Origin of the sequence: Venatorbacter sp. C2-1 (assembly GCF_022832715.1) — a bacterium.
Classification (GTDB): Bacteria; Pseudomonadota; Gammaproteobacteria; order Pseudomonadales; family Oceanobacteraceae; genus Venatoribacter; species Venatoribacter alkanivorans.
In genome coordinates this window covers 1004257-1027368 of sequence record NZ_CP094879.1, presented here as the reverse complement: position 1 = coordinate 1027368, position 23112 = coordinate 1004257, and the positions used below count along the sequence as shown (strand labels likewise).

The 23112-nt window shown below is 53.1% G+C and carries 23 protein-coding genes; 10 read left to right on the top strand and 13 right to left on the bottom strand.

Annotated features, from left to right (window positions below):
- Window positions 1-69: 69 nt before the first annotated feature.
- Both rbbA and MT343_RS04640 read left to right on the top strand, forming a co-directional pair.
- Window positions 70-2835: a ribosome-associated ATPase/putative transporter RbbA gene (gene rbbA, locus MT343_RS04645; RefSeq protein ID WP_145469644.1), complete on the top strand. Its 2766-nt coding sequence runs from the start codon at window positions 70-72 to the stop codon at window positions 2833-2835.
- A 2-nt stretch (window positions 2836-2837) separates the two neighbouring features.
- A complete protein-coding gene (locus MT343_RS04640) occupies window positions 2838-3962 on the top strand; it encodes an ABC transporter permease (RefSeq protein WP_145469645.1) in 1125 nt (374 codons plus the stop codon).
- Between the two features lie 20 nt (window positions 3963-3982).
- Here MT343_RS04640 and MT343_RS19610 read toward each other — a convergent pair whose 3' ends face one another.
- Together MT343_RS19610 and MT343_RS04630 are read right to left on the bottom strand one after the other, a co-directional pair.
- Entirely contained in the window at window positions 3983-4372 is a 390-nt protein-coding gene (locus MT343_RS19610) for a VF530 family protein (protein WP_145469646.1), read from the bottom strand.
- 143 nt (window positions 4373-4515) lie between these two features.
- Complete coding sequence (locus MT343_RS04630) at window positions 4516-5637, bottom strand: putative solute-binding protein (protein ID WP_222428579.1); 1122 nt, start codon at window positions 5635-5637, stop codon at window positions 4516-4518.
- A 279-nt stretch (window positions 5638-5916) separates the two neighbouring features.
- Here MT343_RS04630 and MT343_RS04625 point away from each other — a divergent pair, with 279 nt between their 5' ends.
- Complete coding sequence (locus MT343_RS04625) at window positions 5917-7734, top strand: 5'-nucleotidase C-terminal domain-containing protein (protein ID WP_145469647.1); 1818 nt, start codon at window positions 5917-5919, stop codon at window positions 7732-7734.
- A 110-nt stretch (window positions 7735-7844) separates the two neighbouring features.
- Here MT343_RS04625 and MT343_RS04620 read toward each other — a convergent pair whose 3' ends face one another.
- Together MT343_RS04620 and MT343_RS04615 are read right to left on the bottom strand one after the other, a co-directional pair.
- Window positions 7845-9128, bottom strand: coding sequence for a glycosyltransferase family 4 protein (locus tag MT343_RS04620; protein ID WP_145469648.1), 1284 nt, complete (start codon window positions 9126-9128; stop codon window positions 7845-7847).
- Between the two features lie 51 nt (window positions 9129-9179).
- On the bottom strand, window positions 9180-9668 hold the full coding sequence (locus tag MT343_RS04615; RefSeq protein ID WP_145469649.1) for an HPP family protein: 489 nt from the start codon (window positions 9666-9668) through the stop codon (window positions 9180-9182).
- 126 nt (window positions 9669-9794) lie between these two features.
- Between MT343_RS04615 and MT343_RS04610 the strand changes: the two genes are divergently transcribed.
- Window positions 9795-10406 carry a TetR/AcrR family transcriptional regulator gene (locus MT343_RS04610; protein WP_145469650.1) on the top strand — a complete coding sequence of 204 codons (612 nt, stop codon included), beginning with the start codon at window positions 9795-9797 and terminating at the stop codon, window positions 10404-10406.
- A 4-nt stretch (window positions 10407-10410) separates the two neighbouring features.
- Here MT343_RS04610 and MT343_RS04605 read toward each other — a convergent pair whose 3' ends face one another.
- Complete coding sequence (locus MT343_RS04605; RefSeq protein ID WP_145469651.1) at window positions 10411-10980, bottom strand: hypothetical protein; 570 nt, start codon at window positions 10978-10980, stop codon at window positions 10411-10413.
- Window positions 10977-11459: a hypothetical protein gene (locus MT343_RS04600; RefSeq protein WP_145469652.1), complete on the bottom strand. Its 483-nt coding sequence runs from the start codon at window positions 11457-11459 to the stop codon at window positions 10977-10979. The genes MT343_RS04605 and MT343_RS04600 overlap by 4 nt, the downstream gene beginning before the upstream one ends.
- A gap of 172 nt (window positions 11460-11631) precedes the next feature.
- On the opposite strand from MT343_RS04600, the gene MT343_RS04595 reads away from it, so the two are divergent.
- From MT343_RS04595 to MT343_RS04580, 4 genes are all read left to right on the top strand, one after another.
- A complete protein-coding gene (locus MT343_RS04595; protein ID WP_145469653.1) occupies window positions 11632-12432 on the top strand; it encodes a hypothetical protein in 801 nt (266 codons plus the stop codon).
- 55 nt (window positions 12433-12487) lie between these two features.
- Window positions 12488-12886 carry a GFA family protein gene (locus tag MT343_RS04590; protein ID WP_145469654.1) on the top strand — a complete coding sequence of 133 codons (399 nt, stop codon included), beginning with the start codon at window positions 12488-12490 and terminating at the stop codon, window positions 12884-12886.
- Between the two features lie 168 nt (window positions 12887-13054).
- A complete protein-coding gene (locus MT343_RS04585; protein WP_145469655.1) occupies window positions 13055-13618 on the top strand; it encodes a hypothetical protein in 564 nt (187 codons plus the stop codon).
- Window positions 13619-13746: 128 nt separating this feature from the next.
- Entirely contained in the window at window positions 13747-13953 is a 207-nt protein-coding gene (locus MT343_RS04580; protein WP_145469656.1) for a DUF2798 domain-containing protein, read from the top strand.
- Window positions 13954-14028: 75 nt separating this feature from the next.
- Here MT343_RS04580 and MT343_RS04575 read toward each other — a convergent pair whose 3' ends face one another.
- From MT343_RS04575 to MT343_RS04565, 3 genes are read right to left on the bottom strand one after another with little or no spacing between them, the layout of a single operon-like run.
- Window positions 14029-15693, bottom strand: coding sequence for a PepSY-associated TM helix domain-containing protein (locus tag MT343_RS04575; protein ID WP_145469657.1), 1665 nt, complete (start codon window positions 15691-15693; stop codon window positions 14029-14031).
- The gene (locus MT343_RS04570; protein WP_145469658.1) at window positions 15690-16013 is read right to left on the bottom strand and encodes a hypothetical protein; all 324 of its coding nucleotides are present in this window, start codon (window positions 16011-16013) and stop codon (window positions 15690-15692) included. Before MT343_RS04570 ends, MT343_RS04575 begins: the two co-directional genes overlap by 4 nt.
- Entirely contained in the window at window positions 16003-16275 is a 273-nt protein-coding gene (locus MT343_RS04565; protein ID WP_145469659.1) for a hypothetical protein, read from the bottom strand. The genes MT343_RS04570 and MT343_RS04565 overlap by 11 nt, the downstream gene beginning before the upstream one ends.
- A gap of 241 nt (window positions 16276-16516) precedes the next feature.
- Between MT343_RS04565 and MT343_RS04560 the strand changes: the two genes are divergently transcribed.
- On the top strand, window positions 16517-17068 hold the full coding sequence (locus MT343_RS04560; protein ID WP_145469660.1) for a nucleoside 2-deoxyribosyltransferase: 552 nt from the start codon (window positions 16517-16519) through the stop codon (window positions 17066-17068).
- Between the two features lie 279 nt (window positions 17069-17347).
- Here the strand turns inward: MT343_RS04560 and MT343_RS04555 are convergent, their stop codons facing one another.
- A complete protein-coding gene (locus MT343_RS04555) occupies window positions 17348-18589 on the bottom strand; it encodes a benzoate/H(+) symporter BenE family transporter (protein WP_145469661.1) in 1242 nt (413 codons plus the stop codon).
- 110 nt (window positions 18590-18699) lie between these two features.
- Between MT343_RS04555 and pdxR the strand changes: the two genes are divergently transcribed.
- Window positions 18700-20196: a MocR-like pyridoxine biosynthesis transcription factor PdxR gene (pdxR, locus tag MT343_RS04550; protein WP_145469662.1), complete on the top strand. Its 1497-nt coding sequence runs from the start codon at window positions 18700-18702 to the stop codon at window positions 20194-20196.
- 90 nt (window positions 20197-20286) lie between these two features.
- Here pdxR and MT343_RS04545 read toward each other — a convergent pair whose 3' ends face one another.
- The 3 genes from MT343_RS04545 to MT343_RS04535 form a co-directional block, all read right to left on the bottom strand.
- On the bottom strand, window positions 20287-20733 hold the full coding sequence (locus MT343_RS04545; RefSeq protein WP_243989460.1) for a hypothetical protein: 447 nt from the start codon (window positions 20731-20733) through the stop codon (window positions 20287-20289).
- Between the two features lie 267 nt (window positions 20734-21000).
- Complete coding sequence (gene groL, locus MT343_RS04540; protein ID WP_145469664.1) at window positions 21001-22641, bottom strand: chaperonin GroEL; 1641 nt, start codon at window positions 22639-22641, stop codon at window positions 21001-21003.
- Between the two features lie 55 nt (window positions 22642-22696).
- Window positions 22697-22990, bottom strand: a complete 294-nt coding sequence (locus MT343_RS04535; RefSeq protein ID WP_145469665.1) for a co-chaperone GroES — start codon at window positions 22988-22990, stop codon at window positions 22697-22699.
- Between the last annotated feature and the right edge of the window lie 122 nt (window positions 22991-23112).

The following is a 23112-nucleotide window of genomic DNA, read 5'->3' as shown; positions in this document are numbered from 1 at the left end:
CCAACAATCGTCTGTAACAGCAAAGACTGCCGCAGACCCTGACCTATGAATACAGGTATGGATACAGATATGGATCAGCAAGCGTTCCGCAGCATTGTCAGAGCCCGCGGCTTAAAGCACGTTTATGGTAAAACCCAGGCGCTGGCACCGCTGGATATTGATATTCCCGCCGGGGTAATGGCTGGGTTTATCGGCCCAGATGGTGTGGGTAAATCCACACTGCTGTCATTAATTACCGGCGTCAGCCAACTGCAGCAGGGGCAGCTGACGGTACTCGGTGGCGATATTAATAACCGCCGCCACCGTAATGCCAGCCTGCCGCGCATTGCCTATATGCCACAGGGGCTGGGCAAAAACCTCTACCCCACATTAAGCGTGGCGGAAAACCTGGATTTTTTCGGGCATTTATTTGGTCAGGATAAAGCCGAGCGCAACAGCCGTATTCAGCGTTTAACCCAAGCCACCGGTCTGGCCCCTTTTCTTGAACGTCCGGCAGGCAAATTGTCCGGCGGCATGAAGCAAAAACTCGGTCTGTGCTGCGCATTAATTCACGACCCCGATTTACTGGTACTGGATGAGCCCACTACCGGCGTTGATCCGTTATCACGTATGCAATTCTGGCAGCTGATTCAGGAAATCCGCCGTGAGCGGCCGCAGATGAGCGTACTGGTCGCCACCGCTTATATGGAAGAAGCGCAGCAGTTTGACTGGCTGGCCGCCATGGACGATGGCCAGATTATTGCCACCGGCACACCACAGGAATTACTGCATAAAACCGGCTGCGATACGCTGGAAAAAGCCTTTATTGCCCTGTTGCCGGAAGAAAAACGTGCCGGTCATCATGAGGTGGTGGTGCCCCCGGCGGTGCAGCACGATGGTCCTCCCGCGATTGAAGCACGGCATTTAACCCGGCGTTTTGGCGATTTTATTGCAGTGAATGATGTCTCCTTCCGCATCCAGCGCGGCGAGATATTCGGCTTTTTAGGTTCCAATGGCTGTGGCAAAACCACCACCATGAAAATGCTGACGGGGCTTTTACCCTTCTCATCCGGTGAAGCGCGTTTATTCGGTCAGCTGCCGCAGGCCAACGATATGGAAACGCGGAAAAAAGTCGGCTATATGTCGCAGAGCTTTTCGCTGTACAGCGAAATCAGCGTACGCCAGAACCTCGAACTGCATGCAAAACTCTATGCGCTGGAAGAGCAACAGGGATCAGTGCGTATTGCCGATGTACTGGAAGAATTCGGTCTTGCCGACGTGCAGAACAGCCTGCCGGAAAGTCTGCCTTTAGGTATCCGCCAGCGTCTGCAGCTGGCGGTTGCGGTATTGCATCAGCCGGATATTTTAATTCTGGATGAGCCAACCTCCGGCGTTGACCCGGTGGCGCGTGATCAGTTCTGGAGTCATTTAATCCGCCTGTCGCGTGAACAGGGCGTGACCATCTTTATTTCCACCCATTTTATGAACGAAGCCGAGCGCTGCGACCGTATTTCGCTGATGCATGCCGGTAAAGTGCTGGCGGTGGGAAAACCCGCCGAACTGGCGCAACAGCGTGGCAGCGCGTCACTGGAAATTGCCTTTGTTGATTACCTGCGCGAAGCCGCAGGCCTGACGGACAGCCCGGTTAAAAGTGACGTTTCAGTGGAGACACTGGCGGGCCGTCCGGATATTCCTGAACAGGACATGCGCCAGAAACCTGTACGTCAGGCCTTCAGCCTGCGCCGTTGGTGGGCCTATGCCTGGCGTGAAACGCTGGAAATTCAGCGCGATCCTATCCGCCTGCTGTTTGCCTTATTCGGCCCGCTGTTACTGATGCTGACCTTTGGTTATGGCATTTCTTTTGATGTGGATAATTTAAAATACGCGGTCATCGATCAGGACCAGTCACGGGAAAGCCGTATGCTGCTCGAAGGACTATCCGGTTCACGCTATTTTGACGAGCAACCCGCACCACTGGATTTTGCTGATGGTATGCAGCAATTGCGCAGTGGCAAACTGAGTATGCTGGTTGAAATCCCGCCGGATTTTGGCCGCCATTTATTACTCGGCTGGCAGCCGGAAATTGGTGTATTGATTGACGGCGCCATGCCCTTTAAAGCGGAAACCAGCGCCGGTTATATTGACGGCCTGATGCTGCAGGAATTACAGGCGATGGCCGCCGCCAGTCCGCAGGCATCCGGGCTCAGTTTACCGATGTCGGTCAGCACCCGCTTTCACTTTAACCAGTCATTTAAAAGTGTATTTGCCATTGTGCCCGGCGTGGTCATGCTGATGCTGGCGCTGATTCCGGCGATGATGACTGCACTGGGTATTGTGCGGGAAAAAGAAACCGGCTCTATTGCCAATTTCCGTTCTACCCCGGTCACCCGGCTGGAGTTTTTGCTTGGCAAACAGGCGCCTTATATTGCCATTGCCTTTTTAAGCTATATCACCCTGCTGTTAATGGCCGTGCTGCTGTTTCAGGTGCCGGTGCGCGGTTCACTGCTGACACTAAGCAGTGGCGCATTGCTGTATGTGTGGGCGACCACAGGTTTCGGTATGGTGATTTCATCTTTTACCCGTACTCAGGTTGCCGCCTTATTTGCCGCCGCGGTACTCAGCATTTTACCGGCGGTGAATTTCTCCGGTTTATTAACCCCGGTATCGTCATTAACCGGTGCCAGCCAGTGGCTGGGGCTGGGTTTCCCGTCGGCCTGGTTTCAGCAGATCAGCATGGGCAGTTTTACCAAAGCCCTGACCTTCTCCCAGCTGTGGCATAACCATCTGGCACTGGCTGGTTTTGTGCTGCTCTTTACCCTGCTGGCCTGGCTCGGCCTGAATAAACAGGAGCGTTAATTATGCGTATAAAAAATATCGCTCAGCTGGGCATCAAAGAGTTATTCAGCCTGAAAGCCGACCCGGTACTGTTGCTGCTGATTATTTATATTTTTTCAGTGGCGGTTTATACCGTGGCAACCGGGGTTAATTTTGAAGTTAAAAACGCCTCGGTCGCGGTGGTTGATGATGATAATTCCGCGTTATCGCGGCAGATTACCGCCAGCCTGCTGGCACCGGAATTTCAGCCTGCGGTGCGCATTGCAGCCTCCCGCATGAACGAAGTGCTGGATAACGGCGAGTTTGTCTTTGTGCTGGTATTTCCACCGGATTTTGAACGTGATCTGCTGCAGGGTAAACAGCCTGAAGTACAGTTAAATGTGGATGCTTCCGCCATGACCCAGGCCGGTAACGGCGCCGTGTATATTCAGCAGATTATTCTCGCCGAGGCCATTCATGCTTTGGCTCCGACGCTGAACTTTGCCGACCAGCTGCCGGTTAAAATCAGCGTGCGTAAGCTGTTTAACCCGAATTCCAGCTCGGCCTGGTTTAACTCGGTAATGCAGGTGATTAACAGTGTGACCATGCTCGGCATTATTCTTACCGGTGCAGCCCTGATCCGTGAACGCGAACACGGCACCATCGAACATTTGCTGGTGATGCCGGTCACTCCGGCAGAAATTATGCTGGCCAAAATCTGGGCCAATGGTCTGGTGATTTTAATCGCAACCCTGCTGTCACTCTGGCTGGTTGTGAATAAGCTTTTGGCGGTACCCATTCATGGCTCGGTGACTTTATTTGCCCTGGCCTCAGCGCTGTACCTGTTTTCGGTAACGTCGCTGGGCATTATGCTCGGCACCCTCACCCGTTCCATGGCACAGTTCGGCCTGCTGATTATTCCGGTGGTGGTGATTATGTATCTGCTATCGGGCGGTACGACACCGCAGGAAAGTATGCCGGATGCGCTGCGCTGGATTATGCAGCTGTCGCCTTCCACTCATTTTGTGTCACTGGCGCAGGATATTCTCTATCGCGGTGCCGGGTTTGAAAGTGTTTGGCCGTTACTGCTGATATTACTGGCGATTGGCGCGGTATTTTTCAGCGTGGCACTGGCACGCTTCCGCAAAGCCATTGTCAGTATGGGCTGATGCGTTCAGCCCAACCGGATTTATTCGCCGCGGGCTTTTTTCCAGGGATCCGGAGCGCCGGGTTTACGGGGTTTGGCGGCGGCGCTTTTTTGCTTCTGCGCCGCTTTGCTTAAGCCATCACCGGCCGCCATGGTTTTGAGCCGCCCGCGAATCGCTTCTACCTCAAGACCATCTTTGAAACCAATAAACACCGCTTCCACCTGTGCTCTGGCCCAGGGAGTGCGGCGCAGAAAGGTAAGACTGGAACGGATGCTGGGGTTGGAGCGGAAACAGTTGATACGCACCAGATCGCTGAGCGTTGCCCAGCCGTACTGATCCACCAACTGGTTGAGCAGATTTTCCAGCGTAACACCCTGCAGATGGTCGGTTTTACGCGGTGCAGATGGAGTAGCAGGCGGGGTATCGGTCATGATTTTCTCTTCCGGGTTCGTACTTAAGGCGCGACCTTAGCAGATGGAAGAAGAAGCGCATAGCGACAGGTTACAGCTGACACCATCATCTGCACGCTGTAACAGCCAGCGACCGCCTCAACCGCCGCTGGCAACCATCAGAATTACTCGACCGGCTGCGCACATTCCGAATGCGAAGGCTCAAATTTACAGCGGATTTTACGCTGCAGGGTCAGCATATCACCGTCGTAATAATCACGGTCACGCAGGGCAATCCGTGCCTGCTGCATCATCAGCTGGTATTCGGCTTTGTCTTCCGCTGAAATATCAATCCACAGATTATCCGGCACATCACCGGTCTGACGTTCTACTTCTTTTTCAATAGCGGCAAAGCGGCTGTAAAAATTCTCACGCACCAGCTGGGCAATTTCAGTCGGAAATTTATCTTTACGGCCAATTAACTGCAGCGTTAACTGCGAGAACGGATAATTCACAATACCGCCCTTATCGCCGATACCGCGGTATAACTCCATAATGTTATAAGCCACCAGCGGTGCAGGTAATACATCCACGGCGCGGTTATTAAACTTACTGCCGGCACTGACCACGCTGGTCGGCACCGGATTGGCACCCAGCTGCAGAATCATTTCCGCCTGCACCAGATCGTAATCCATCACCGCCACGCGCTTACCCGCCGCTTTCGCCAGCGTGCTGATCTGCTTATCGTTGACGAAAATATAAGCCGCACCCATAGGGGCAAAACCCATCACCACAAACTGGCCTTCTTCCATGCGCGGTGCATTTTTCGGATTGACCAGTACTTTCATCAGCATATTCATATGCTTTGATGACGGAATCGCACCAATCGCATCGATGGTGCCGGTAAATTTATTAAATAAACGCGCGCGGATACCGGTAAATAAAGCGGCATCGCACTGACCGGCTTTCAGATCATCGGCCAGCACCCCTTCATTGGTATAGGCCTCCATATTAATGGTCACCCCCATATCCAGCATCCGTGCCTGCTGATCCAGTGCAGCCGCATAAATAGGCCCGGAGCGGCCAAGAATATCCCAGACGCAAACCGTTCGTGGCGGAATATTGCCATCAACCAGTGTATTGCCATACAGCTGCTTAATCGCATCAATGCGTTCATGTTCTGTCAGCGCCGGATTCATTGCTTTTTGGTGCAGAGCCTCTGCAGAAACAGCGGAACTGGTGGTGGATTGTGCGGCATACGCACTGCCAGTCAGTAACACGAGAGAAAACAGCAAAAATCGGATCATGGAAGGGCCTGCGTTTTGAATTGTTATTATTGTGCTGCCTGGCAGTACTTATCCGGCCAGACACGGCATGCTCGATAGTAGCCTGATGCTGCAGTCAGCAGCAGGTGAAAAAAAGAAACGATGGTCTTGTTTTTGGCGTAACCGGACATGCTGCTGATTCCGGCTAACCTGACAATAACTGACAAAATACATAGCAAGATCATAAAACTGACACCCAAACGTCATGCTTATCTCTTAGGCTCACCTTATTTAACCAACAGTAACCCTGTGAGATCCGCTATGAAACCGTTAAGCCGTATTATTGCCCTCAGTAGTCTGGGTCTGGTGACCTTGTTGAGCGGTTGTCAGGATGACGACAATAAAGACTCAGCCAAAGCCATCGACCTGACGATCCTGCATACCAACGATCACCATTCTTACTTTGAAGGCCAGACCTACGACCTGAAGCTGGACTACAACACCACCACCAGCGCGCCGGAAAATGTACGGCTTAACCTGGGTGGCTTTGCCCGTATCGCCAGTGCTATCAGCGCATACCGCGATGACAATACTCTGGTACTGAACAGTGGTGAATTAAACGGCACCCTGTATTTCAGCCTGTTTAAAGGCGAAGTGGATTTTAAAGTATTCAATGCTATTGGCCTGGATGCCTACGAACTGGGCAACCACGAATTTGATGAAGGCGAAAACCGTCTGGCCGAGCTGATTGAGATGGCCGAATTCCCGGTGATCAGCGGTAATATTCACCCGACCAGCAGCAGCCCGTTATACGGTTCAGATATTCAGCCGTACGTTATTAAAGAAGTGGATGGCGAACTGGTTGCTATTCTCGGTGTATTAAAAGTTGAGAAAACCCGTGAATCATCACTGGTTACCGACGCCGTTGAGTTTGATGAAGAAATTGCCTCGGTAAAAGAGCACGTCAGCAGCCTGCAGCAGAAAGGCGTGAATAAAATTATCGTGCTGAGCCATCTGGGTTACGACTTTGACCAGATTCTCGCCGCCAGCGTAACCGATGTGGATATTATTATCGGTGGCGATACCCATGATGTTCTCGATTCCAGCGGCGAACTGAGTAGTATGGGGATTGATGTTCACGGTGCATATCCGACGGTCATTATGAACCCGGCCGGTAAACCGGTTTATATTGCCCAGGCCTGGGAATATGCCAAGGGCCTTGGCCGTATGAATGTTTCCTTTGATAAACAGGGCGAAATTACCGCCATCAACGGTAATTTAGAATTGCTGGTTGGCGCACCTTATCAGGTAAAAAATGACAGCAATGCCTGGGTGGATGCCAGCGCAGAACAACAAACACAGATTAAAGCCGCGATTCAGAATCTGAAAACCATCCGCGAAATGGCTGCCGACAGCCGTATCGAAGATATTCTCGCGCCTTATAAAACCGAACTCGAAACCTTTAAAAATGCGTCACTGGGCACTGTTACCAACACTATGCCGTTTACCCGCATTCCACAGCCATTTAATAATGGTGACACGCCATCGGGCAGTTACGCGGCACAGGTTGTAGCGGATGCGTTTATGCAGTATCTGCCGAAAGCTGATGTTGCGATTCAGAATGCCGGCGGTGTACGTGCAGAAATGGCCAGTGGTAATTTCACCGTAGCCGATGCTTACACCATTCTGCCGTTTTCCAATACCGTGGTTACCATTGATATGAGCGGTGCCGATATTGTGAAAGTGCTGAACGAAGGTCTGGATTATGCACAGGGTGTTTCCGGTTCAACCGGTGCTTTCCCGTACTCATCCAACCTGCGCTATGACGTAACCCTGGGGGCTGCGGCCGGAACCGGTATTCACAATGTCGAAGTGCGCAACCGTGCCACAGGCGTGTGGAGTAATATTGATATGGCTGCAACTTACACCGTTGCCACCAACTCGTTTACCGCACTGGGTAAAGATGGCTATAACACCTTTGCCAATGTGCGCGCGGCCAATCCGGCGGCTTTCGAAGAATCCGATGTGGCCTACGCTGTTCCTTTAATTGAGTATTTCCGTGATGTACTGGCCGACAATATTTTACCGCCACTGGATGCGGCCAATTACTGCATTAAATCGGTAAGCGTTGCGCCCTGAGCATCTGCACTAAGAAGATTATCTGCAGCCTGATCACACTTATTAACAAGGTCTTGTGATCACCGGCCCGGCATTATGCCCGGCCGGTTTTTTTATATCTGCAACTGACTTTACTGAATGCGGTTTTTCGCTTCGATCCACTGGGCCATATACTGCGTGCTTTTTAAGCTGTGATGGCGCAGCATCATGCTGTAAAAATGCTGCTGACGGTGGGCCTGAATATTCTTACAGATAGCGGCCAGACGCTGCTGTAAACGCGGCGCATGTTCAGCAAAAGAAAAACGTGAACGAATCAGATTAAGCCCGTTTTTCTGTAGACGCAGCCACTGCGCTTCATCCTGATACAACGCCACCGCCTGCTGAATAAATTCCTCAGCGCTATTGGCAACCAGCGCCGCCTCAGAGCCCGGAGCATACATACCTTCAGCACCAATGGCGGTCGTCACCGCTGGCGTACCGCATTCGGCGGCATCAATTAATTTGCCTTTTAATCCGGCACCAAAGCGTAATGGTGCCAGCATCACCCGCGCCGAACGCACTACCTGTTGCGCATCATCAGCCCAGCCTTTGACCAGAAAACCCTGACGGGCGTTATGCAGCTGGGTGGCTTTAGGCGGCGGATAAGCGCCATAAATATGCAGCTCAGCCTGAGGGAGTTGCTGGCGGATCGCCGGCCATAACGATTCTTTTAAATAGCGCACGGCATCCCAGTTAGGTTCATGGCGGAAGTTACCGATACTGATAAAGTGCTGACGCCGGGAAAAATCCGGCACAGTCTGTGCCGTGTTTTTTTCAGCCTGCATAAACGGCAGATACAACAACTGAGTGGCCGGCACATTAAATTGTGACTGCAGCCAGTCCATTTCAAATTCAGAAATCATCAGGCTCAGATCACAACGCAGGATGGCAGCGATTTCGCGCACGGCCAGCTCGCTGTGCATAAATTCTGCCGGAGGCTGAATCACCGGCTGTTGCGGGTCGGCTTTAATCATCGCCGCACGCGCATGACGCAGACAGTGCAGGTCTTCGGTATCAAGAATACGCAATGCCTGTGGACAATATTTTTCTACCCGCCAGCCGAATTGCTCTTCCATCATAAAACGGTCAAACATCACCGCATCGGGTTTAAGCCGTTGAATAAAGTCATCAAACGACGAACAGTTCAGCGCCAGCTTATGCGGCTGAATATTCAGTGCAGGCAAATCCGTGGCATGTTCACTGAACTCGGCCGGTGAACCATAGTGCACGGTATAGCCACCCTGCTGCAGCGCCTGAATCAGCTGCAGCATACGGCTGCCGGCTGCCGAGGAATTGGGTTCGGGCCAGACATAGCCAATCACCAGCAGTGTTTTCGCCGGCACGGTCGTTTCGGGGGAAGTATTGAAATCAGTCATCGGCGGATTATAGCGGCCGCAATGCCCCGGCCGCCATCGCAGATAAAAAGGTTAAAACCAGCGCAACGGATACGCACGACGGTTGATCATACGGTGGTAGATCACTCCGAACAGTACAATCAGCACGGCTCCGCTAAGCACCGGAGTCAGTAAAAAATCCCATTCAGGAACCGTCAGCATAACCAGCAATGGATTCGCTCCGGCCGGCGGATGCAGAGTATTGGTCAGCACCATCAGGCTGACTCCAAGCCCGGTCGCCAGCCCCAGTGTCAGCGGGCTGACCTCTGCATAATGCAGCATCAGCAAGCCGATCAGAGTGGTCAGCAGATGGCCACCGATAATATTACGCGGCTGTGCCAGCGGGCTGTCGGGCAAGGCAAACAGAATCACCATGGTGGCACCAAAAGGCGCCATGATCAGCAGGCTGTGCTGCCAGTGCTGCAGTAATGCCAGGCTGCTGATACAGAGCATTGCCCCGGCGCCGGCCAGTAAAGCTGCCCTGAGCGAGGTTATGGATGGGTGGCGTAAAAGATGAAGCATAGTGTCTCCTGTGATAACGGCTGTAGCGTTAAACTCAAACAAAATAGACCGATCGGTCTACCTTAAACACAAGGTAGACAAATCGGTATACCTTTGTCAATATCAGCATATCAGCGGAGCCTTACCATGACCGATTCATCACCGACACCATCAGCAGTCAATGCTGTACCCGCCAAGCAGCAACAGCTGATACAGACGGCCTTTGCTTTGTTTTACCGTGACAGCATTCATGGCGTTGGCATTAATCAGATTCTGCAGGAAGCCGGTATTGCGAAAAAAACCCTGTACCACCACTTCGCCAGTAAAGATGAACTGGTACTGGCAGTGCTGGCCTATCGCGATGAGGTATTTTTTAACTGGCTTGAACAACGTATCTGCGGCGCCAGCAGCACAGAAGATACGGTGCAGCACTGGTTTGCCGCTCTGGATGACTGGTTTCATAACCGTGTGGCCGAGTTACAGGAATTCCGCGGTTGTTTTTTTATGCACAGCGCCGCCGAATTTACCGACCCTGCCCATCCGGTTCATCAGCACTGTGCGCTGCATAAAAACCGCCTTGTCAGTATGCTGAGCAAACACCTGGGGCAATGGCTGGATAGCAGAAAAGCAAAAAAACTGGCGGATGATTTGTGTCTGTTAAAAGAAGGGGCGATTGTCTGCGCTCAGGTGCAGGGCAATAAAAAAGCCGCCCGGCAGGCGGCTTTAATAGCTCAGGGCTTGCTGATATCAGCCCATTAACGATTTATTCCGCTGCGGGCATTTGCCGCTGTGGCCGCTCCAGTACTTCGCGATACCAGATCGGCCAGCCGCGACTGGCACGGATTAATAATTTAATGCCGTTGTTCAGTTCCTGCAGCTGAGCAGCCGACAGGTAATACAGTGTTTCACCCTGCGCATTGATGCCGTCTTTCTGTGGCTGAACACGGATATCCGGCACGTGGAAGTCGCGCAGCCATTGCGGTGGTTTGTTTTCTTCCAGCACCTCAAAGCGAACATTGGTGATATTGCAATCTGCTACGGTCACAGGAGCAGTCGGCCGGGCATTGCATTCTGCCAGCTGGGTCTGCAACGCGGCACGCTCCCGGTTGCATACACTCAATGCCGAGCTGCATTCCTGCAGCTGGCTGGCACTGCTCTGCTGATCCAGCTTTAACTGATCACGTTCAGTGCTGACCTGCTGCAGCTGATGTTTCAGGTCATTCACCCGGTACTCTTCTGCCGCCATTAACTGATTGTGCGTACTGGTCAGCATCACGCACCCCGGCAGGAAAAACGGCAGCGCCGCAATAAACAGACTCTGGCCCAGTTTCATTGGCTGCCCTCCCATACCAGAAAACCATCAATATCTTCGGCCAGTAATTCATCCAGCTGCTGCTGACTGCGTTCTGACCCCTGCTGCTTAAGCGCTTTGAGTAAACTCAGACGGTCATTAATACGCTGATTAATCACCAGCAGCTGATCACGCCCTGTCTTTAAGCGGTTAAAGGCTTCGATCTGTTCGTTCAGCTCATGGGTACGCTGGGTGATGGTGTTATTCAGACCTTCGACTTTGCCCTCAGCCTGATCGGCCTGCAGCTTTGCCGCATCACGCTGTGCTTCAGCCTGAGTACGCTGGTTATTCAGTAAGGCATTGGCCGTCTTCAGACCATCCTGCTCACTGCGGCAGTTACGCAGCTCATCCTGTATCGCGCTGAGTTCCTGCTGCAAAGGACATTCCGGTGGGTTAAACACCTGATAAACCAGCGCAGAACCAAGGGCGGCAATAATGGCGAGATAGATATAATCTTTCACGATATTTCCCTGATGAATTATTGTTTATCCCTGTGCCATGACTCTGCCACAGAATATACGGCGGTAAAACTACTCATTCGCCCTGTCCGGCATTGTTGTTAAACTGCATTTTAAACACCGGGCACCGGTGTCCGCGTTGTTTCACCGCCCGCTCCGGCATCGTGAGGTTATTGTGCTGTTACTCGCCAAAATTCTGGTTACCTTCTTAACCGTTGTGCTGCTGGCCAAAGTGGCCGAACGTATGAGCCCGCGCCACGCCGGATTACTGGCCGGTTTTCCTCTGGGCACGGCCATTGCGCTGTATTTTTTCGGCTGGCAGCAGGGGCCGCAGTTTGCCGCCGACAGCGCGGTCTTTACCCTGTCGGGCCTGACTTCCGCTGTTTGTCTGGCCTTTGGTTACTGGCAGGTGATTAAGCGCAAACCAGGTTTAGCCTGGTTGCCGCTGGCGGTACTCAGTGGCTTTGCCTGTTTTTTTTCTGCCAGCGTGATACTGCAGCAATTACCGGCCAACCGCTGGCTGAGTCTGGCGGTGGTGGTGGCTGCCATCTTTTTATTCCGCACGCTGTTTAAAGATATTACGGAGCAACAGATTGACCGCAGCCAGCCACCGGCCAATAGGCTGGCCGAATTATTATCCGGTAAGGCCGCGACCCTGCTGTTCCGCGCCAGTATTGCCACCGCATCGATACTGCTGATTACCGGCCTCGCCGATCTGCTTGGCCCGACCCGTGCTGGCCTGCTGGCGGCTTTTCCGGTGAGCTTTTTCCCGCTGATGCTGATTCTGCATATCAGCTATGGCGCCGGCGTGCTTAACGCCACCATCAAACATTACCCCGATGGCATCGGTGCATTAGTGGTTTATGCGCTGGCAGTCAGTTACCTGTATCCGCTGCTTGGCCTGCACTGGGGAACGGCCGCCTCGCTGCTGTGTTCGGTAGGCTACTTACTGGTCTATTCGCGTCTGAAGAAATAAATCCCGCACCTGAAGAAATAACCCCCAGGTCTGAAAAAACAGAAGGAACCGCGTTATGAAAGGAAGTTGCCTGTGTGGCACGGTCAGCTACGAAATGGACGAACTGGCCATGCCCATTATGCATTGCCATTGTGATACCTGCCGTAAGGCTCAGGGCGCAGCCTTTGTACCCACCGCCGGTGTTAAACGTGAGCACTTCCGCTGGCTGAGCGGTGAAGACAAGCTCAGCTGCTATGAATCATCACCGGGTAAAAACCGCTGGTTCTGCTCACGCTGCGGCAGCCATTTAATGGCCGAACGTCCGGCGATGCCGCTGGTGATTGTGCGTGTTGCCACCCTTGATGAAGACCCGGGTGCACGGCCAGAGGCGCATATCTGGCAGGAACACGACAAGCCCTGGCTTAACTGGGAAGGGATTGACGGTTTTGCCCAATGGCCGCCCGGAAAAAACTGATACGCTTAGGGCCTGTTAACACTAATTAAACAGGCCTAACACAACAGACTGGAGCCCTCCGGACGCTGGCCGGCTCAGACAAAGTGCCGGACTCCTGCTACAATGGCCGCCTTTACACGATCATTGATCAGGGCCTGCCGTGCCGGCCCTTAGTCCGGAATCCAGAACATGAAAGAATTTACCACCCCAACTCAGTTTCAGGATCTTGCCCAGCTGCTTTCTGACGATGGTATTGCCACGTCCGGCATCTGGTATCACGGCACCGCCTCCGGTCTGGTTGCTGCGATTCAGAGCGAGGGCCTGAAAGGCTCCGGCGACGCTGAAATTATGGCGCGTCAGCTGAAAACCCTGAGCACTATTGGTCACACCACCAGCGAACATAAAGACCCGGTGTTTTTAACCCAGAGTAAAGAACTGGCGTATTTCTGGGCCAGCCAGAAAACCCACACCCGTAATCTTTACCTGCAGGGCAACGAAGAAGCCGTTATCTTTGCAGTAAACCTGCCAGAAACACTGCAGGCACAGGTGACTACCGATGCCGGTGGTGCAGCACTGGTGATGGAGCCGGGTAACCTGTATGTAGCCTGGCTGCGCGAGCTGTATGAAAACAACGGCAAAACACTGGCCGAGATTGATCCGTTCAAGTGTGACCGTATGGATTACCTGAATAAACTGGGTCTGGCTTATCTGGCCACCGATGTTGAACCACAATATCTGACCCTGTTGAAATAACAGCGGTAACCGCTGTTGTCTGCGCCGGAATATTCTGTTCCGGCGCAACGGCTTTTTCTGCTCCCCCGCCAGGCGTAGTCTGCGCCGCTTTCTTTCTGTTCAATCCATTATTCCGCGAGGCTGTGACCATGAAACAGCGCATTGCATTTACGCTGATGATGTCTTTTGTCTTATCGGTGCTGATGACCTGCTGGATTACCTTTCTCAATCTCGGATTTACCGACGAATTTTTTCTGCGCTGGTTTAATGCCTGGATACTGGCCTGGCCAGCGGCGGCGCTGATTGCCTTTTTTAGCGGCCCGACAATTCAGCACTGGTCTGCGCGTTTTAAATAAAAGTGCTCACTGACAGCCAGACATAAATACGGACGCTGACGCGTCCGTTTTTTTATATGTACCGTCTGTCAGTAATCAGGAACCTGCTCCGATACCGGCAGGCTCAGCCTTATGGCCGGATTCCTCGATATGCCATACGGTATCGGCATTGGCACGCTGCAAGCCCCGCTGTGTGCGGTAAGCCGCAAAGATAAAGGCCAGTGCCAGCAACAATGCCGTAAAATCGACCGCCAGCGTAGCCGCACTGTTATAAAACCAGAGTCCGGTAGATGGCATAAGAACCGCCAGAGCCGAAGTTACCGGGATCAACGCGCTGGCCAGCGCACACAACCATAATAACGGTACCGCCGCACGGGCACCGCCACGCATAAACGCAAATGTCAGGGCCAACAGGAACACCAGATAATAAACCTGCAGATAAAGGCTGTTAATGTCGGCAACAGCCGCAACATGCCCCCATTTCCCGGCGGCAATAGCAAACCCGATTCCGGCGACGGAGCCCAGCGAAACACCAATGGTCAGCGCTGCCATCAGGCGGGTATTACGTGCCTGTTGCGGTAATGGCTGGCCCCGTTTCTGTTTTTTACGCCGGCTTTCTATCCATAATAAATTGCCGGAATAAAACAAGAACGCTCCGCTTAATCCCAGCAGAAAATACACCCAGCGTACCCACTCGCCAGCAAAACTGCCAAAATGCAGCGCGAAAAATGTCACAACGATATCGCTCCAGACATTACTCTTGCCCGGCAGCATACCCGTCATGGTCAGCTCACCGTTGTAGGGGTTTATACCGACATAACCCGTCAGCGGACCGCGCACCAGATATTGCGGATTATAAATACCGGCACGCACTATTGGCCTTGGGCTTTCGACCTGCATATACACCAGTTCGGTCACTTTAAAATCCGGTGCTGCCTGTTCGATCCGCCGGATCAGTTCTGTCGGCGGTAACAGCTGATCAACGATTCTGGCCTGTGGTCGTTCTCCCGCAGCCGGAGGCGCCCCGAACATCGGAGTGTCCTGATAAACAACCGCCTTCAGGCTGCCATAAAATGAATCGTGAAAAGCAAAAACAACAACAGTAAACGCAATAATCAGATGGAAAGGCAAACTGGTTATGCCGATTACATTATGCGCATCCAGCCAGAAACGTTTGCGGTTTTTGCCGCGCCGGATCAGGAAAAAATCTTTTACCAGAGTCGGCAGCAGAATAATCAGCCCGGAAACCAACGCCAGAAAATACAGAATGCCGGCCAGCCCAAGAATCTGTACGCCCAGATATTCATGCCCGACAGTACCGGGAATACCCGCGGTCTGGTGCAGTAAATCAATCAGATCACCCAGCATAGAAGGCCGGATACTTTCAGCCTGTACTTCACCAGCCGCATTCAGCGTTGCATGCCAGTACTCGCCGTCCAGATCCGGGCCATGACCGCCATCTTCATCCTGCGATTGCCACTCAACCGGAGCAGAAATATGCTCTGCCGATTCAAGATGCACCACCAGCTGTTGGCGGGCATCCGGGAATTGCTGCATGACCCCGCTGACCAGCATATCCAGCTCATTGCTTTTCACCATAGCCAGCTGCTGCGCCGGAGGTGCCGACCAACGGTCAAGCGACTGTTTGAACATGGTCAGCGCGCCGGCAAAAAAGCCGATAAATAATAATAAACCGGTACCAATACCCACCCAGGTATGCAGCGCTTTATAAACCCGCAGAATATCGCTGCTGACTTTCATCCGGCCATGACTCCCCGCACGATCAAAAATAACGGCCACAACAGCAGATTCGCACCGCCGAGCCACAACAATGCCTGATTACCACTGCGGAACAGGTACACCAGACTCAGGACCAGCAGCCATAACAAGGTCAGCAGCCACATATTAAATTGCACTTTATCGGTAGCTGCGATGCCGCCCGGACCAGCCCAGGCAAACAGACCAGTGATCACCAGCGCCAGCGGAAAACCGAGCAGAACCGCCGCCAGGGTTTTACGCCACCAATCGGGTTGCAGGCGTGGAGCCTTCTGTCTGCCTGCCGATAGTGATTCAGCGCTCACTGACGGAATCCTCCACCGGAGGTTTAAGCAAGGCAGCAAATGGCAGCAGGCCAATGCAGAGCATCATAATTACCAGCCAGGCAAACAATGCGCTGTTAACCGGCAAATAACTGGCAGAAAACAGCAGTCCGCTAAGTACCGCGGCCACGCCAAGCCAGCGCCAGGGGCGTATGGATAAAGGCCGTTGCAGCCACTGTTGGTTGCTATGCGACAGATACAACAGCACACAGCCGGTGAGAGTAAGCACAATAAACATCAGCATGGAACACTCCTGCTACAGAACAGAACCCGGAGCCTGCCGACACAAAGTAAACAGGGCAGATCAGGTAATGATAACGATTAGCATTTGATTCTGAAGTATTTTAGCTATCACATCAATAGTTAATGAGATTTATTATTATTTGAATCTCAACTGCCCTGCTGAACCGTCTTTGTTATACGTCTTTGTTATAGTGCCGCCATGCCAACGGGGCTTTCTTATTTACCTTTATGGAGACATCGGGATGCCGAGAACCATTTACCTTGCCGGCCCGGAAGTCTTCTGCCCGGCTGCCAGTGAACTTGGCGCGCGTAAAAAAGCCCTGTGTGAACACTATGGGTTCCGCGGTTTATTTCCACTTGATGGGGAATTACAGCAAAGTGGCAGCGCCCGCGAACTGGGCTTTGCCATCAGTGCGGCAAACGAACAACTGATTCGCCGTGCCGATCTGGTGATTGCCAACCTGACGCCGTTCCGCGGAGCCAGCGCTGATGCTGGTACGGTGTATGAGCTGGGACTGGCACGTGGCCTTGGAAAAATAATTCATGGCTACAGCAATGATCCGGCATTGTTTGCCGAGCGTACCTTTGCGTTATTTGGTCAGGGAGAACATGGCAGCTCTGAATTACACGATCGTGATGGATTAAGCATCGAGCAATTTGATCTGCACGACAATCTGATGATCGAAGGCGGTATCGCCCTGAGCGGCGGAATATTCCTGACACATCAGGCAGCAGAGGCGGAAAAGTACACCGATTTAACGGCATTTGAAGCGCTATTAATCAGGCTGAATTGATGCGTTTCCCGGCACGAATCAGCCGCGCCCTGCAGCTTTTTAATAGCGCAGGACAGCAACAAAGGCTCAATCTGCAGCTGCTCTGCTATGCGGCTATCTGACTCACGTCACTGATGCCACCGGCGCGACTGTCCTCCCCGTTGCCGTACTGAGCACGGCGCTTGAGGACAGTAAGCGGGAAATGCACGCCACTCCCTCATCGGTCTGCATTTCCTTGCCAACCAGCGGCTGTTACTGACCATAATGTTTGGCTACCGGCTGTGTCAGTTGTGGCTTATATCAGTTCGCCTTGCTGCTGCCTGCTATGGGAGGTATGAGCGATTCAGGTGTGCGCTGTGGCAACTGACCATTAAGCACCGTATAAGCCACCAGACCGATCACCAGTCCCCAGAACGCGCCGCCAATCCCCAGCAAGGTGATATTTGCCGCTGCTGCAAGGAAGGTGATGAGCGAGGCTTCACGGGTTCTGGCATCAGCCATAGCGCTGGCAAGACTACCGCCGATGGTGCCCAGCAAAGCCAGACCCGCCAGGGTGGTGATAAAGGTTGCCGGGAAAGCCATAAAGACCGCAGCCAGTGTCACCCCAAAAACACCGACCAGAATGTAGAACACACCAGCAGCAATACCGGCGATCCAGCGTTTATCCGGATTTTCGTGTGCCTCCCGGCCAGTACAGATAGCCGCCGTTATCGCGGCGACGTTGAAAGCATGCGAGCCAAAGGGCGCCATCAGCAGAGAGCCAAATCCGGTGATCGTCACAATAGGGTTGGCACTGGTTCTGAAGCCATCGTTGCTCAGTACCAGCATGCCCGGCATATATTGCCCGGTCAGAGTGATCAGAAATAACGGCAACGCCACACTCAGCAAAGCATTGAACGAGAATTCGGGCGTGGTAAAAACAGGGGCGGCCAGCTTCAGGCTCAGGCCCGATAAGTCAACGCGATCCTGAATAAGCAAGAAAGCCAACCCCAGCACCAGAATACCCACCACCGCATAGCGTGCGGTGAAGCGCTTGAGTGCGACATAGGCAACGATTAAGAGTCCCGCCAATAATGGATCAATGCTCATGCCACCAAAGGCCCCGATACCGAACTGGAGCAAGATGCCAGCCAGTAACCCGGCCGCTACCCCGGGTGGAATCAGGCGAATTACCCGCTCAAACCAGCCCGACAGCCCCAGTACGACAAAAGCGGCGGCTGAAATCAGATAAGCGCCGACCGCTTCCGCGTAGGGTGTACTCGCCAGAGCAGTAACCAGAAATGCGGCCGCTGGTGTCGACCAGGCCGTGATGATCGGTTCGCGGGAAACCCAGCTCAGAATAATCCCTGTCACGCCTACGCCGATGGAGATCGACCACACCCATGACGCCGTAAGCTCTGGGCTGAGACCGGCCACTTTGGCGGCCTGGAATACCAGAATAAACGTACCGCCATAGTTAACGATAACGGAGATCAGACCCGCCACAATGGGATGAGTAAGATCGCTCCAACGGACGGGTAAAGATGAAGGAATGGATGACATGGTCTGAAGAGGCTCCTGAATGCAATCTGATGGGCAAAGTTGATAAACATGTTTATAGCCCTAAAATGGATGGCTAAGCCCCACCATTTTATGAAAGAGATACAGACCAATTGTTTAAGCATGCCCAGCTGGAATCGGTCAAAGCCTGGATTGGCGACCCTGCGCATAACGCCTTGCCGCTGTATGCGCGAATACAGCGTGGAATCCGGCAACTGATTCTTGATGGCACGCTGGCCGTAGGTAAGCCACTGCCCGCTTCGCGTGCTCTGGCGAAATCGCTGGGCGTTTCCCGTGATACCGTCGAATCGGCCTATAGCCAGTTGCATGCGGAAGGTTTCCTCGAGCGCCGCGTTGGCAGCGGTAGCTTCGTATCGGAACAGGCCAAACGCCTCCCGAGACGCAGCCCGGCACGCCGCCCGGGAACACGTAAGGAAACCCTGCGCCTTAGCCAGCGCGGCAGCGCTATGTTTCAGGGCGGAGGCTTGCGCGATTTCCTGGCTCCGCGCCCATTTGCTCCGGGTGTACCGGAAACGCGTAACTTTCCCCTCCAGATTTGGGAGCGCCTGGAGCGGCAGGTACTCAAGGAATATGGAACTCAGCTTTTGTCACACAGCGACCCGCAAGGGCTGGAACCATTACGGCGGGCCATCGCAGATTACGTCAGCCTTGAACGCGGGGCACATGCCACACCCGAGCGCGTTCTGGTGCTGACCAGTTCACAACAAGCGATGACGCTGTGCGCCAATGTATTGCTCGATCCTGGCGACAGAATTTTCATTGAAGATCCGGTATACCAGGGAGCCCGCAAAGCATTCGACGCCGCCGGTCTGGAATGCGTACCCGTGCCACTTGATGCCAATGGCATGCAGGTGGAACACCTGAACAATGCGGCACAAACATTCGGAGATTCGGCCAAGGCCGTATTCCTGACGCCATCGCATCAGTTTCCGACCGGGACAACACTGACGCTGGAGCGGCGCCTGGCCGTTATTGAGTGGGCCAGGCAATATCAGAGCTGGATCATCGAAGACGACTACGACAGCGAGTTCCATTACGCAGGCAAGCCCACCGCCTGCGTACAGGGGCTTGATCAGCATGAGCGGACGATCTACATCGGTACCTTCACCAAGTCGCTGTTCCCCGGCCTGCGCATCGGCTATATGGTGTTGCCGTCACCGCTGGTCGCGCCTATGACCGTAGCCCGTACCCTACTGGATGGCCACAGCGCACCTATTCCGCAGCTCACGCTGGCGCGCTTTATCGAAGGGGGTCACTTCGGTGCGCATATGCGTACCATGCGTGCCATCTATGCCGAACGGCGCGATGTACTGGCGCGGTTGGTGCGCCAGTACCTGGCTGAATTCGTGGAGCCACGGGTGCCCGCCGGCGGGATGCAGATGCCCTGTGTGTTTATCCGCGACATCCCCGAAGATGAGGCTATAGACTCTGCGAGCCGGGCTGGAATTGACCTGTTGGGACTGACGGCGCTCCATGCATCGAACCGGCATACACCTGGATTCCTGATGGGATTCGCCGCCCACGCTCCGCATGAAATGGAAATCGCCGTAAAGAAGTTGGCTAACATCCTGCGGGCACTGTGTCGCTGACCGCCATAAGCCGGACGAACAGGATTTATGTATCACATCGTTATCCAGCCAACCTCTGCGTTGGCCCTTGTTACCCGATACCAGTTATTCTTACTCCCCAACCCCCATACGCTGTTCACGGTATTTCTGAATATCTGGGGTAGCGCAATACAGTGTGTCGATATAAATATTTCTTTCTGCCCAGAACACCTCAAGATCATAAACACAGAAAGAAAATCGGCCCGGATCTTCCACCCATCCTTCTTCAGTCAGCACGGAAACCGACGTGAATAATTCATTATCGTTCCCCCACCAGGCGAGAATTAAATAAAGAAAACCTGCCCCTTCATGAAAAATGGTAAATGCTGCAGTTTCTGCCCATGGCAGGGCTTTCGATTGTTTTACGGCATTTAAGCGCCCGCTGAAGCGGCTTTGATCAACGGCATTATCATTAACCGAAATGGTATAAATTTTAATGCCATCCGGATCTGTCCATTGCGGGTTACTTTCTGTTTTTCGCGGGATAAACATCAACAAACTCCCCGTGGCTGAATGCATTCATGTAGTCTCTGTGCATGCTCATGTGTCCGCCGGAAATTACCGGCTGATTCTGCACCAGACATCTCTGATGATATGTTCATCACCGGACCAGCATGCACTGATTTTCCGATCTTTCAAGTTGTTATCACATATAACAATAAGCATGTTCTCCACACTAACAACGCAAACTGCAGACATAAAAAAACCGGCCCTTATGAGGCCGGTTTTTATTGCAGTACCCTTGGTGTGGGCGCTGTTCTTACAGACAGCCGGGCTGGCGTCAGATCACATCATGCCGCCCATGCCACCCATTCCGCCCATGCCACCCATATCTGGCATTGCTGGCGCTTCTTTCGGAATTTCTGCAACCATGGCTTCGGTGGTGATCATCAGACCAGCAACAGAAGCAGCAGCCTGCAGAGAAGTACGGGTTACTTTGGCAGGATCCAGAATACCCATCTCGATCATGTCGCCGTATTCACCGCTGGCAGCGTTAAAGCCGAAGGCACCGGAACCGGCTTTTACTTTATCAACCACAACGGAACCTTCTGCACCGGCGTTGGCAGCGATCTGACGGATCGGAGCTTCCATTGCACGCAGTGCCAGAGCGATACCGACGTTCTGATCTTCGTTGTCACCTTTCACGTCAACCTTGGTCAGAGCGCGAACCAGTGCAACACCACCACCGGCAACCACGCCTTCTTCTACTGCAGCGCGGGTAGCGTGCAGAGCGTCGTCTACGCGGTCTTTTTTCTCTTTCATTTCAACTTCAGAACCGGCGCCTACTTTGATAACGGCTACGCCGCCAGCCAGCTTGGCCACACGTTCCTGCAGTTTTTCTTTGTCGTAGTCAGAGGTGGACGCTTCCATCTCGGCACGGATCTGTTCAACGCGGCCTTTTACGTCGCCTTCGTTACCAGCGCCATCAACGATCACGGTGTTTTCTTTGCTGATCACAACTTTCTTGGCAGTACCCAGCATATCGATGGTGGTGGTTTCCAGAGACATACCCACTTCTTCAGAAATCACCTGAGCACCGGTCAGAACAGCGATGTCCTGCAGCATGGCTTTACGACGGTCGCCGAAGCCAGGCGCTTTAACCGCAGCGACTTTGAAGGTACCGCGCAGGTTGTTCACAACCAGAGTCGCCAGCGCCTGACCTTCAACGTCTTCAGCCACGATCAGCAGCGGACGGCCGGATTTGGCAACGTTTTCCAGAATCGGGATCAGTTCCTGCAGGTTGTCGATTTTCTTGTCGACCAGCAGGATCACCGGGTGCTCCAGTTCAGCAACCATTTTTTCCTGGTTGTTGATGAAGTAAGGAGACAGGAAGCCGCGGTCGAACTGCATACCTTCAACCACTTCCAGTTCGTCGTTCAGGCCTTTGCCTTCTTCAACGGTGATAACGCCTTCTTTACCTACTTTGGCCATCGCTTCGGCGATGATGGTGCCAACAGATTCGTCAGAGTTGGCAGAGATAGTACCAACCTGAGCAATGGCTTTAGAATCGGTGCAAGGCTGAGCCTGTTCTTTCAGGGCTTCAACAACAGCGGCGGTGGCTTTGTCGATACCGCGCTTCAGATCCATCGGGTTCATGCCCGCAGCAACGGCTTTCAGACCTTCGTTAACAATGGCCTGAGCCAGAACGGTTGCAGTAGTAGTACCGTCACCGGCCTGATCGTTAGCCTGGGACGCCACTTCTTTAACCATCTGCGCGCCCATGTTTTCGAACTTATCTTCCAGTTCGATTTCTTTGGCTACAGATACACCGTCTTTGGTGATGGTCGGAGCGCCGAAAGACTTTTCCAGAACCACGTTACGGCCTTTAGGGCCCAGAGTTACTTTTACCGCGTTAGCCAGTACGTTAACGCCAGCCAGCATTTTTACGCGGGCGTCATTGCCAAATTTAACTTCTTTAGCAGCCATGTTTGTTTCCTTTAAATTCAGTGAGTTTCGATACTAACGGTTGAAGCAGAAACGCTTAGGCTTCGAGAACACCGTAAATTTCGCTTTCGTTCAGAATCAGCAGCTCTTCACCATCGATCTTGATGGTGTTGGAGCCGGAGTATTTGCCGAACACAACGGTATCGCCAACTTTCACAGACATAGGCTGAACTTCGCCATTGTTGGAAATACGACCCGTACCGACAGCAAGCACTTCACCCTGGCTCGGCTTTTCAGCAGCGGCGCCCGGCAGCAGGATACCGCCAGCGGTGGTTTGCTCTTCTTCCTTGCGACGAACAACGACGCGATCGTGTAAAGGACGGATTTTCATTTGAGGTTTTCTCCAATGTTTAAAGCAATGTTTGCTGATAACCGGGGTCGGACGGTACAGACAGAGCCTGCTTCGCCCTCATCCCCAAACTGTATTTTCGTTGTGTTTCGCTTATTGGGGGT

Bases quoted from the DNA above. Each gene is read 5' to 3' on its own strand.
- rbbA (WP_145469644.1), top strand. From the start codon at position 70: ATGGATCAGCAAGCGTTCCGCAGCATTGTCAGAGCCCGCGGCTTAAAG.
- MT343_RS04640 (WP_145469645.1), top strand. From the start codon at position 2,838: ATGCGTATAAAAAATATCGCTCAGCTGGGCATCAAAGAGTTATTCAGC.
- MT343_RS19610 (WP_145469646.1), bottom strand. From the start codon at position 4,372: ATGACCGATACCCCGCCTGCTACTCCATCTGCACCGCGTAAAACCGAC.
- MT343_RS04630 (WP_222428579.1), bottom strand. From the start codon at position 5,637: ATGATCCGATTTTTGCTGTTTTCTCTCGTGTTACTGACTGGCAGTGCG.
- MT343_RS04625 (WP_145469647.1), top strand. From the start codon at position 5,917: ATGAAACCGTTAAGCCGTATTATTGCCCTCAGTAGTCTGGGTCTGGTG.
- MT343_RS04620 (WP_145469648.1), bottom strand. From the start codon at position 9,128: ATGACTGATTTCAATACTTCCCCCGAAACGACCGTGCCGGCGAAAACA.
- MT343_RS04615 (WP_145469649.1), bottom strand. From the start codon at position 9,668: ATGCTTCATCTTTTACGCCACCCATCCATAACCTCGCTCAGGGCAGCT.
- MT343_RS04610 (WP_145469650.1), top strand. From the start codon at position 9,795: ATGACCGATTCATCACCGACACCATCAGCAGTCAATGCTGTACCCGCC.
- MT343_RS04605 (WP_145469651.1), bottom strand. From the start codon at position 10,980: ATGAAACTGGGCCAGAGTCTGTTTATTGCGGCGCTGCCGTTTTTCCTG.
- MT343_RS04590 (WP_145469654.1), top strand. From the start codon at position 12,488: ATGAAAGGAAGTTGCCTGTGTGGCACGGTCAGCTACGAAATGGACGAA.
- MT343_RS04585 (WP_145469655.1), top strand. From the start codon at position 13,055: ATGAAAGAATTTACCACCCCAACTCAGTTTCAGGATCTTGCCCAGCTG.
- MT343_RS04580 (WP_145469656.1), top strand. From the start codon at position 13,747: ATGAAACAGCGCATTGCATTTACGCTGATGATGTCTTTTGTCTTATCG.
- MT343_RS04575 (WP_145469657.1), bottom strand. From the start codon at position 15,693: ATGAAAGTCAGCAGCGATATTCTGCGGGTTTATAAAGCGCTGCATACC.
- MT343_RS04565 (WP_145469659.1), bottom strand. From the start codon at position 16,275: ATGCTGATGTTTATTGTGCTTACTCTCACCGGCTGTGTGCTGTTGTAT.
- MT343_RS04560 (WP_145469660.1), top strand. From the start codon at position 16,517: ATGCCGAGAACCATTTACCTTGCCGGCCCGGAAGTCTTCTGCCCGGCT.
- MT343_RS04555 (WP_145469661.1), bottom strand. From the start codon at position 18,589: ATGTCATCCATTCCTTCATCTTTACCCGTCCGTTGGAGCGATCTTACT.
- MT343_RS04545 (WP_243989460.1), bottom strand. From the start codon at position 20,733: ATGCATTCAGCCACGGGGAGTTTGTTGATGTTTATCCCGCGAAAAACA.
- groL (WP_145469664.1), bottom strand. From the start codon at position 22,641: ATGGCTGCTAAAGAAGTTAAATTTGGCAATGACGCCCGCGTAAAAATG.
- MT343_RS04535 (WP_145469665.1), bottom strand. From the start codon at position 22,990: ATGAAAATCCGTCCTTTACACGATCGCGTCGTTGTTCGTCGCAAGGAA.